Here is a 9,432-nt window from a genome sequence, read left to right as displayed (position 1 = left end):
CTTGCCATCGAAACCGGGAGCGGCCCAGATGCGTTTCAAGCTCGTCCTGCGTCTCCTGGCGGCCTTGGTCGTCGTCGCAGGCCTCACCTATCTGGCGGTCCAGATCGGGGCGCGTCGGCCTGCGCCGGACATCGCCGCAGGCCCGCAGGCGGGCCCGGGCGGGCCGTTCACACTGGTCGACACCACAGGACAACCCTTTACCGAGGCGAATCTGAAGGGGCGGTGGACCATTGTTTTCTTCGGCTTCACCTTCTGTCCGGATGTCTGCCCGACCACCCTGGACACGCTCGGGCGGACCCTCGATCTCCTCGGTCCTGCCAGCGACAGGGTGCAGATCGTCTTCATCTCGGTGGACCCGGAGCGCGACACCCCGAAGGCGATGGCGACCTATCTTTCCAATCCGGTCTTCCCGAAGGGCGTCGTGGGCCTGACCGGGAACGCCGAGCAGGTCGCCGCCGCGGCGAAGGCCTACAGGGTCTATTACGAGAAGGAGGGCGAGGGCGACGCCTACCTGATCAATCACTCCTCGATCAGCTACCTGATGGATCCGTCCGGCCGCTTCGCCCGCGTCCTGCCCTACGGCATGTCGCCAGAGGACCTTGCGGGCCAGATACGGGACGCCATGCGGTCGCGCTGACAGCCTCGAGGCTGGACATCCGGCGCGCATCGGCGTGATATGCTGCGTTGCAACAAGCTCGTGGCGTCATGCTCTACACTCTTTACGAAGCCGGATACTACATGGCCTCTCCGATGAGGGCGGCCGCGCGGATGACCCGGGGATACTGGGACTCCCCGCTGAACCCGGTCCGCGAGAGCGCGTTGGGGCGGCGTCTCTTCGCCTCAGCCGACCTCTTCGCCAACCTCACACGCCGCTATGGCCGCCCCGAGTGGGGGATAGACAGCGTCCGGATCGACGGAGTCGACGTCCGCGTCAGGCGTGTCGAGGCCTGGTCCAGTCCCTGGGTCAGACTGACGCACTTCGTCCGGGACCCCCTCGACCTCAGGCGTGCGGGGCGCACATCCGCCTCTCCCGCGGTGCTCATCGTCGCGCCCCTTTCCGGACACTACGCCACCCTGCTGAGGGATACGGTCCGCACCTTCCTTCAGGATCACGAGGTGTTCATCACCGACTGGGCGAACGCCCGGGACGTCCCTGTCCTGGAGGGACGGTTCGACTTTCACGACTATGTCGACCATGTCCGCAGCATGCTCAGGGTGCTTGGGCCTCGGTGTCACGTGGTGGCGGTCTGTCAGCCGGGGCCGGCGGTTCTTTCCGCCGCGTCCCTGATGGCGGAGGATGGCGACGACTCCCGTCCCGCCTCGATGACCTTCATGGGCTCGCCGCTGGACGCCCGGTTCTCGCCGACCGTGACCAACAAGCTTGCGGAGGAACGGCCCTTCGCCTGGTTCAAGTCGAACATGATCAGCACGGTGCCCCTGCCGTACGCCGGGGCCGGTCGTCGTGTCTATCCGGGCTTTGTCCAGCTCTACTCCTTCATGTCCATGAACATGGAGCGTCATCAGGACGCCCACCTCCGCTACCTCCAGGACCTGATGAACGGTGATGGAGACTCGGCCGAGAAGCACCTGGAATTCTACGACGAGTATCTCTCGGTCCTGGATCTGACCGAGGAGTTTTATCTCCAGACCGTCGACATCGTCTTCCAGAAGCATCTGCTTCCCAAGGGCGAACTGGTTCACCAAGGGCGCCTTGTCCGGCCTTCGGCGATCACCGACATCGGCCTGCTGACCGTTGAAGGCGAACTCGACGACATCTCCGGCATCGGCCAGACCCAGGCCGCGCACGCGCTCTGCACCGGTCTGCCGGATGACCTTCATGAGGACTATGTCCAGCCCCATGTGGGTCACTACGGGGTCTTCAACGGTCGCCGGTTCCGCGACGAAATCTACCCCCGGGTGGCCGCCTTCATTGCGCGGCATGAGGCGCGGCTTTCCGCGCCCCGAGCCTGATCCTCGCCCGCGTGTTCGGGTTCAGGCGCGCCCTTGCGGACGGTGACCTCATCGATGTCGAGGGGCTTCCAGTCAGGCTGAGGATCAGCCCACGGTCCCGCCGCATCGCGCTTCGGCATGACAGGCGCCGGCGGGAAGTCGTCGCCACAGCCCCGGACGCTCGGGGTCTTTCCGAGGCGCTACGCTTCGCCCGCGGTCGCGCCGACTGGATACGCGCCCAGCTGGGGTCCACGCCTGAGGTCCCGGCCCTGGCGCCCGGGCTTGATCTGACAGTATTCGACCGGTTGTGCCGGCTGGAGACGGGCTCCGGCCGCACCCGGGTCATCGACGGGATGGATGGCGCCCTGGTGATCCAGGCGACAGGGGGCGACGAGGCCTTCGCCCGCTCGGTGGTCCGGGTCCTCAAAAGACAGGCCCTGGAGGGTTTCCGGGAGTTATCCCTGCGTCATTGCCGGACCCTGGGGGCTCCCTTCCCAACGGTTTCCGTGATGGACGCCCGAACCCGCTGGGGATCCTGCAGTCCCGCCCGATCGGGCTCTCCTCCGGCGGTGCGTTATGTCTGGCGTCTTGCGCTCGCGCCCGCTTGCGTCGCGGACTATGTCGCCGCCCACGAGTGCGCCCATATCCTCCAGCCCAATCATGGGCCAGCCTTCTGGGCTCTCGTGCGGGGCCTGGTGGGGGATCCCGCCCCGCACCGGGAATGGCTTCGGAGGGAAGGGCCGAGGCTTCAGGCCCTCGGCGCAGACGTGGTCTGATCCGGTCCCGGCGTTCCCGACGTCCCTGTCGGCGGCGTGGGATCGGGCGAAGGCGCCGCCCCCGGTTGTCCCTCGAGGAGATCGCCGATCGGATCCTCGCCCGACGCCGGCGTGGCGAACCCGCCCGGTATCGGTTCAGCCTTAAGGCGGGGCAGGGTCCGCGCCATGAAGGCCTGCCAAACAGCGGCCGGCGCGCCGCCGCCTGTCACGCGCCGCATGGGGGTGTTGTCATCTCGGCCCACCCAAACCGCGGCCACGAAGCCGCCGGTATATCCGACGAACCAGGCGTCCCGGTAGTCGCTCGTGGTGCCTGTCTTTCCAGCCAGATCATAGCCAGGAACGCGGGCCCGGGTCCCGGTGCCGGACGTCAGCACCTGGCGCATCATCTGGTTCATCTGCGGCAGGGCCGGGGCCCCGATCACCTGTGTCCGGGGCGGCTGGGCGACAGAGCGATCGTAGAGCACCCTGCCTTCAGCGGTGCGGACCCTCTCGATCGTCCAGGCCGAGGCGGCGTATCCTCCGTTGGCGAAGGGCAGGTAAGCCTGCGCCATCTCCAGCGGGCTGACCTCGACCGCGCCAAGCGCCATGGAGGGGTCGAGCTGGATGGGCGAACGAATGCCCAGTCGCCGGGCCGTCGCCGCCACATTCCCCGTCCCGACCTCATTGGCGAGACGGGCCGCGACAGTGTTGACGGACTGGGCGAGGGCTGTCTGAAGGGTGATGGGTCCGAGGAATTCCCCGGTATAGTTGCGCGGTTCCCAGGTTCCGATCCGGATCGCCTCATCAACGACCGGCGTATCCGGCGTGCGGCCCCGTTCCACGGCGGTCAGGTACACGAAGGGTTTGAAGGCGGAGCCCGCCTGGCGGCGCGCCATCGCTGCGCGGTCAAACTGACTGTCCTCGTAGTCGACGCCTCCGACATAGGCCCGCACCCGTCCTTCCCCGTCCAGCGCCACCACCGCCCCTTGCTGGACACCCAGGGTGCGGGATCCGGCCACCCCTGCGCGCAGGGCCTGCTCAGCGGAAAGCTGGATGGGCAGGTCCAAAGTCGTCTCGACGATCAGATCCTCGGTGGGTTCGCCGACGAGGCCCCGGACCTGCTCGTCCACCCAGTCTGTGAAGTACTGGGCCCTCTGGCTCGCGAGGGTCGGGTTGACCCGGACGGGGGTCTGGATGGCCTCGGCCCTCTGGGCGGGCGTGATCGCGCCAGATCGCACCATCTCGTTCAGGACCACCGTGGCCCGGCGGGCGGCCCGGTCTGCCGAGGAGACAGGGCTGTAACGAGACGGCCCCTTCATCATCCCGGCGAGCAGGGCGCTCTCACCTATGGTGAGCTTTTCGGCCGGCTTTCCGAAGTACCGCTGCGACGCCGCTTCGATCCCGTAGGCGCCGGCCCCGAAGTACACCCGGTTCAGGTAGAGCGCGAGGATCTCCTTCTTGGTGAACTTGGTCTCCAGCCAGATGGCCAGGACGAGCTCCTGGGCCTTGCGGCGATAGGTCTGGTCCATGGTCAGGAACAGGTTCCGGGCCAGTTGCTGGGTGATCGTGGACCCGCCCCGGAGAGGACCATCGCCCCGGCTGGTCAGGTTGTAGACCTGGCTTCGGAGAATGCCCCAGGGGTTGAACCCGAAATGCCAGTAGAACCAACGGTCCTCGATGGCGATGAAGGCCGCCGGCACATAGGCGGGAAGCTTGTCCAGATCGACCGGCGGCGCATACTGGCTGCCCCGAACCGAGACCAGGGCCCCGGAGCGGTCAAGGTAGGAGATCGAGGGCTGGCGGCGCGCCTCGTTCAGGTTTGAGGTGTCCGGGAGATCGGCGGCGAACACCGCGAGGAAGGCAAGGGCGAAGATCAGGGCCCAGACCGTGAGAACCGCGCCCCAGTAGATGATGCCCTGAAGGGGGGTTCTGCCCCGCCGGGGCGGCCCCTCCCGGGAGGCGGATCTGGCCATGAACCTCTGTCTCCGAACGGATCGGCGCCCCGCCGCGAACCGGTCGAGGCATACATCAGCACGCCGACTCGCGCGACAGGATTGCCGCCTGCGCCGAAAGCCTCTTCCCAAGTCCGCCAGCCCGCGGCAAGAGGCCGGCGCATGAACCCGCCCCCGCAATCCAACGAGGCCCGCCTGACGTCTGCACCCTCAGATGCGGCCGGGGTGGCCGCCCTCGTCCAGGCGCGGCTCTCGGAGCTGGCCGGGGAGGATGTCCGGCCCGTCTCGCTGGCCCTCGACTTCGGACCCGCCTGCGGCAAGGCTGGGGCGGCGAGGCTGGAGTCGTGGGTGGACCGGCGGACGCGATCCCTGGCCTTCGTGCGGGCGCGTCTGACGACCCTGGATGGACTCGTGATCGCCGCTGGCTCCGCCGTCTTCAGTCGCCCTCCGGAGTCCTCCTGACATCCTCTGCTCGCCTTCGGTTGCGACGCCGAAGGCTGCATGATATCAGACGCGCGGCTTCGGGCCGGGGGTTCTGAACAGGGCTGACGGCGTCTGTGCTTTTCCAAGCGCTTTCAAGCCTTTAGCTGTCGGAATCCTCTTTCGGTGGCTGTGACACACGCATCGGGCAGGCGGAGCAAGTGGCGGACGATTCCAGGACTTCAGATGTGGGCGGTCGTTACGCCCGGGCCCTTTTCGACCTCGCGAACGAGACCGCGACGATCAGGGCTGTCGCCGACGACATGGCGTCCCTTCGTCGCATGCGTGCAGACTCGTCTGATCTGAGGACCCTTCTGGCTTCCCCGGCCTTCACCTCGGCCGACAAGGTCAACGCCCTGGGCGCCCTCGCCGCGAAGGCCGGGTTCTCGGACACCACCCGCAAGTTCCTGGGCCTGCTGGCCTCGAACGGCCGGGCCGCCGCCCTGCCGGACGTGATCACCGCTTTCGAGGCCCTTGACGCCGCCGCCCGCGGCGCCGTGTCCGCCGTGGTGACCACCGCTGCGCCCATGAGCGCCGCACAGTCCAAGGCCGTGGCCGCCGCCCTGCAGTCGGCCCTCGGCAAGGCGCCCGAGATCGAGACCCGCGTCGATCCCGCCCTCCTCGGCGGCATTCGTGTCCGGGTTGGTTCCAAGCTCTTCGACGCTTCGCTTCGTTCGAAGCTCGATTCCCTCAAGTTCGCCCTGAAGAGAGCGTAAGCCATGGATATCCGCGCCGCCGAAATCTCGGCCATCCTGAAGTCCCAGATCGCCAACTTCGGCCAGGACGCCGACGTCTCCGACGTCGGACAGGTCCTGTCCGTCGGCGACGGCATCGCCCGGGTCTTCGGCCTCGACAACGTCCAGTCGGGCGAGATGGTCGAGTTCCCCAAGGCCGGCGTGAAGGGCATGGCCCTGAACCTCGAGCGCGACAATGTCGGGGTCGTGATCTTCGGCGAGGACCGCGCCATCGCCGAGGGCGACGAGGTCCGTCGCCTCTCCGAGATCGTGGACGTGCCGGTCGGCAAGGGCCTGCTCGGCCGCGTGGTCAACCCGCTGGGCGAGCCCATCGACGGCAAGGGCCCGATCAAGAATGTGGCCGAGCGCCGCCGGGTGGACGTGAAGGCGCCAGGCATTATCCCGCGGAAGTCGGTGCATGAGCCCGTTCAGACCGGCCTGAAGGCTATCGACACCCTGATCCCGATCGGCCGCGGCCAGCGCGAGCTCATCATCGGCGACCGTCAGACCGGCAAGACCGCCGTGGCCGTCGACACCATCCTGAACCAGAAGGCGATGAACGCCGGCGATGACGAGAGCGCCAAGCTCTACTGCATCTACGTCGCGATCGGCCAGAAGCGCTCCACGGTCGCCCAGATCGTGAAGACCCTCGAGGAACGCGGCGCCCTCGACTACACCATCGTGGTCTCCGCCACGGCCTCCGAGCCGGCCCCCCTGCAGTTCCTGGCCCCCTTCTCGGGTTGCGCCATGGGCGAGTGGTTCCGCGACAACGGGATGCACGCCGTCATCATCTATGACGACCTGTCCAAGCAGGCCGTGGCCTATCGCCAGATGTCCCTGCTGCTGCGCCGCCCGCCGGGCCGCGAAGCCTATCCGGGCGACGTCTTCTACCTGCATTCCCGCCTGCTGGAGCGCGCCGCCAAGCTCAACGACGAGAACGGCAACGGCTCGCTGACCGCCCTGCCAGTCATCGAGACCCAGGCCAACGACGTGTCGGCCTACATCCCGACCAACGTGATCTCGATCACCGACGGCCAGATCTTCCTAGAGACCGACCTCTTCTTCCAGGGGATCCGTCCGGCGGTGAACGTCGGCATCAGCGTCAGCCGCGTGGGCTCCTCGGCCCAGATCAAGGCCATGAAGACCGCCGCCGGCCCGATCAAGGGCGAGCTCGCGCAGTACCGGGAAATGGCCGCCTTCGCGAAGTTTGGCTCCGACCTCGACGCCACCACACAGCGCCAGCTGGCCCGTGGCGAGCGCCTGACCGAACTGCTCAAGCAGCCCCAGTACGCCCCCCTCTCCGTCGAGGAGCAGGTCGCCGTCGTCTATGCCGGCACCCGCGGCTACCTGGACGGCGTGGCCACCGCCGACGTCAGCCGCTACGAGCAGGAGCTCCTGAAGCACCTTCACGGCAAGCATCAGGGCCTGCTCGACACCATTCGCGAGGGCAAGGCGCTGACCGACACGGTCGAGGCCGACCTGCGCGGCGTGCTCACCGCCTTCACCGCCACCTTCGCCTGAGGCTGGACCGGAACCGCCCGACATGGCCAGCCTCAAGGAAATGCGCAATCGGATCGGAAGCGTGAAGGCCACGCAGAAGATCACGAAGGCGATGCAGATGGTCGCAGCCGCCAAGCTGCGGCGGGCGCAGGACAACGCCCAGAACGCCCGTCCCTATGCCGACCGCATGGCGTCGGTGATTGCGAACCTGGCCGCCGGCGTGTCCGGGGACGGGGCGCCAAGGCTTCTGGTGGGCACCGGCTCCGAGACCCGCCAGCTTGTGATCGTCGCCACCTCCGACCGGGGCCTGGCGGGCGGCTTCAACTCCTCCATCGTCCGGATGGCTCGTGAGCGGATCAACCGCCTCGTATCCGAGGGCCGGGAGGTGCGCCTGATCACCATCGGCAAGAAGGCTCGGGACCAGCTGCGCCGCCAGTTCGGCGACCGGATCGTCGAGAGCTATGAGGCGGGTGGCAATCCTTCCCTCACCACGGCGCAGGACGTCGCCGCCAAGGTGGCTGATCTCTTTGACGCCGGCGAGATCGACGTGGTCTCTCTCCTGTTCAGCCGGTTCAAGTCGGTGGTCGTCCAGACGCCGACCTTCGTGCAGCTGATTCCCGCCCAGGTCGCCGGCGCAGAGCCCGTCGACCTCAAGGGGGCCGGCTACGAATATGAGCCTGACGCCGAAGGGATTCTCGAGACCCTCCTGCCCCGGAACCTCACCGTCCAGGTTTTCTCGGCCATGCTCGAGAACCAGGCCGGGTTCTACGCCGCCCAGATGGCGGCCATGGACAACGCCACCCGCAACGCCGGCGACATGATCGCCAGCCTGACCCTCCAGTACAACCGTTCACGCCAGGCGCAGATCACCAAGGAGCTGATCGAGATCATCTCCGGCGCCGAGGCGCTCTAACCGAGAGAGTCCGAAACCATGGCTACGACCCCCAAGGCCCCCGCGAAGAAGGCCGCCGCGCCCAAGGCCGCCGCACCGAAAGCGGCGAAGGCCCCGGCTGCGCCCAAGGCCACCGCACCGAAGGCCGGCGTCGCCGGCGGCCGGATCGTCCAGGTCATCGGCGCCGTTGTCGACGTCGAGTTCGAAGGCCACCTGCCGGCGATCATGAACGCTCTGGAGACCACCAACACCGACCAGAGGACCGGCAAGCCCTTCCGCCTGGTGCTCGAGGTGGCCCAGCACCTGGGCGAGAACACCGTCCGCACCATCGCCATGGACACCACCGAGGGCTTGACCCGCGGTCAGCCCGTCGTCGACACGGGCGCCGGCATCACGGTTCCCGTCGGCCCGGCCACCCTGGGCCGCATCATGAACGTCATCGGCGAGCCGATCGACGAGGCCGGCCCGATCACCAGCGCCTACACCAGCCCGATCCACCGTGAGGCCCCGTCCTTCGCCGACCAGTCGACGGCGGCCGAGGTCCTGGTCACCGGGATCAAGGTCGTGGACCTGCTCTGCCCCTACACCAAGGGCGGCAAGATCGGCCTGTTCGGCGGCGCCGGCGTGGGCAAGACCGTGACCATGCAGGAGCTGATCAACAATATCGCCAAGGCCTACGGCGGTTACTCCGTGCTGGCCGGCGTGGGCGAGCGGACCCGCGAGGGCAACGACCTCTACCACGAGATGATCGAGTCCAACGTGAACGTCGACCCGCGCAAGACGGGCTCGACCGAAGGCTCGAAGTGCACCCTGGTCTACGGCCAGATGAACGAGCCCCCCGGCGCCCGCGCCCGGGTCGCCCTGACGGGCCTGGCGCAGGCCGAGTACTTCCGCGACCAGGAGGGCAAGGACGTCCTCCTGTTCATCGACAACATCTTCCGCTTCACCCAGGCGGGCTCGGAAGTGTCCGCCCTGCTGGGCCGCATCCCTTCGGCCGTGGGTTACCAGCCCACCCTGGCCACGGAGATGGGCAACCTGCAGGAACGCATCACCTCCACGAACAAGGGCTCGATCACCTCGGTCCAGGCCATCTACGTGCCGGCCGACGACCTGACCGACCCCGCCCCGGCCACCTCCTTCGCCCACCTGGACGCCACCACGGTGCTCAG

9 protein-coding genes are annotated in these 9,432 nt (G+C 67.7%); 8 read left to right on the top strand and 1 reads right to left on the bottom strand.

The features are described from left to right. The first annotated feature begins 28 nt into the window (after window positions 1–28). From INE98_RS09370 to INE98_RS09360, 3 genes are all read left to right on the top strand, one after another. Entirely contained in the window at window positions 29–637 is a 609-nt protein-coding gene (locus INE98_RS09370; RefSeq protein WP_293538456.1) for an SCO family protein, read from the top strand. 68 nt (window positions 638–705) lie between these two features. Continuing rightward, the gene (locus tag INE98_RS09365; RefSeq protein ID WP_293538455.1) at window positions 706–1,971 is read left to right on the top strand and encodes a polyhydroxyalkanoate depolymerase; all 1,266 of its coding nucleotides are present in this window, start codon (window positions 706–708) and stop codon (window positions 1,969–1,971) included. Between the two features lie 11 nt (window positions 1,972–1,982). After that, complete coding sequence (locus tag INE98_RS09360) at window positions 1,983–2,726, top strand: M48 family metallopeptidase (protein WP_293538454.1); 744 nt, start codon at window positions 1,983–1,985, stop codon at window positions 2,724–2,726. On the opposite strand, the gene INE98_RS09355 is transcribed toward INE98_RS09360, so the two are convergent. Continuing rightward, on the bottom strand, window positions 2,699–4,678 hold the full coding sequence (locus tag INE98_RS09355) for a transglycosylase domain-containing protein (RefSeq protein ID WP_293538453.1): 1,980 nt from the start codon (window positions 4,676–4,678) through the stop codon (window positions 2,699–2,701). The two genes, INE98_RS09360 and INE98_RS09355, sit on opposite strands and share 28 nt — an antisense overlap. Window positions 4,679–4,819: 141 nt before the next feature. Here INE98_RS09355 and INE98_RS09350 point away from each other — a divergent pair, with 141 nt between their 5' ends. The 5 genes from INE98_RS09350 to atpD all read left to right on the top strand — a co-directional run. Beyond that, entirely contained in the window at window positions 4,820–5,119 is a 300-nt protein-coding gene (locus tag INE98_RS09350; RefSeq protein ID WP_293538452.1) for a hypothetical protein, read from the top strand. Between the two features lie 179 nt (window positions 5,120–5,298). Next, a complete protein-coding gene (locus INE98_RS09345; RefSeq protein WP_293538451.1) occupies window positions 5,299–5,853 on the top strand; it encodes a F0F1 ATP synthase subunit delta in 555 nt (184 codons plus the stop codon). 3 nt (window positions 5,854–5,856) lie between these two features. Further along, a complete protein-coding gene (atpA, locus tag INE98_RS09340) occupies window positions 5,857–7,392 on the top strand; it encodes a F0F1 ATP synthase subunit alpha (protein WP_293538450.1) in 1,536 nt (511 codons plus the stop codon). A gap of 22 nt (window positions 7,393–7,414) precedes the next feature. Then, entirely contained in the window at window positions 7,415–8,284 is an 870-nt protein-coding gene (locus INE98_RS09335; RefSeq protein WP_293538449.1) for a F0F1 ATP synthase subunit gamma, read from the top strand. Window positions 8,285–8,302: 18 nt separating this feature from the next. Beyond that, window positions 8,303–9,432 (top strand): F0F1 ATP synthase subunit beta (atpD, locus tag INE98_RS09330; RefSeq protein WP_293538448.1); only part of this gene is annotated, 1,130 nt, incomplete at its 3' end.

It is taken from the genome of Phenylobacterium sp., from assembly GCF_020253645.1.
Taxonomy (GTDB): domain Bacteria; phylum Pseudomonadota; class Alphaproteobacteria; order Caulobacterales; family Caulobacteraceae; genus Phenylobacterium.
The sequence above is the reverse complement of the archived record's forward strand: the minus strand, read 5'-3'. Positions and strand labels throughout refer to the sequence as shown.

What these genes read in the sequence shown, in the direction of transcription:
- INE98_RS09370 (WP_293538456.1), top strand. Translation starts at nt 29, where the DNA reads ATGCGTTTCAAGCTCGTCCTGCGTCTCCTGGCGGCCTTGGTCGTCGTC.
- INE98_RS09365 (WP_293538455.1), top strand. Translation starts at nt 706, where the DNA reads ATGCTCTACACTCTTTACGAAGCCGGATACTACATGGCCTCTCCGATG.
- INE98_RS09355 (WP_293538453.1), bottom strand. Translation starts at nt 4,678, where the DNA reads ATGGCCAGATCCGCCTCCCGGGAGGGGCCGCCCCGGCGGGGCAGAACC.
- INE98_RS09350 (WP_293538452.1), top strand. Translation starts at nt 4,820, where the DNA reads ATGAACCCGCCCCCGCAATCCAACGAGGCCCGCCTGACGTCTGCACCC.
- atpA (WP_293538450.1), top strand. Translation starts at nt 5,857, where the DNA reads ATGGATATCCGCGCCGCCGAAATCTCGGCCATCCTGAAGTCCCAGATC.
- INE98_RS09335 (WP_293538449.1), top strand. Translation starts at nt 7,415, where the DNA reads ATGGCCAGCCTCAAGGAAATGCGCAATCGGATCGGAAGCGTGAAGGCC.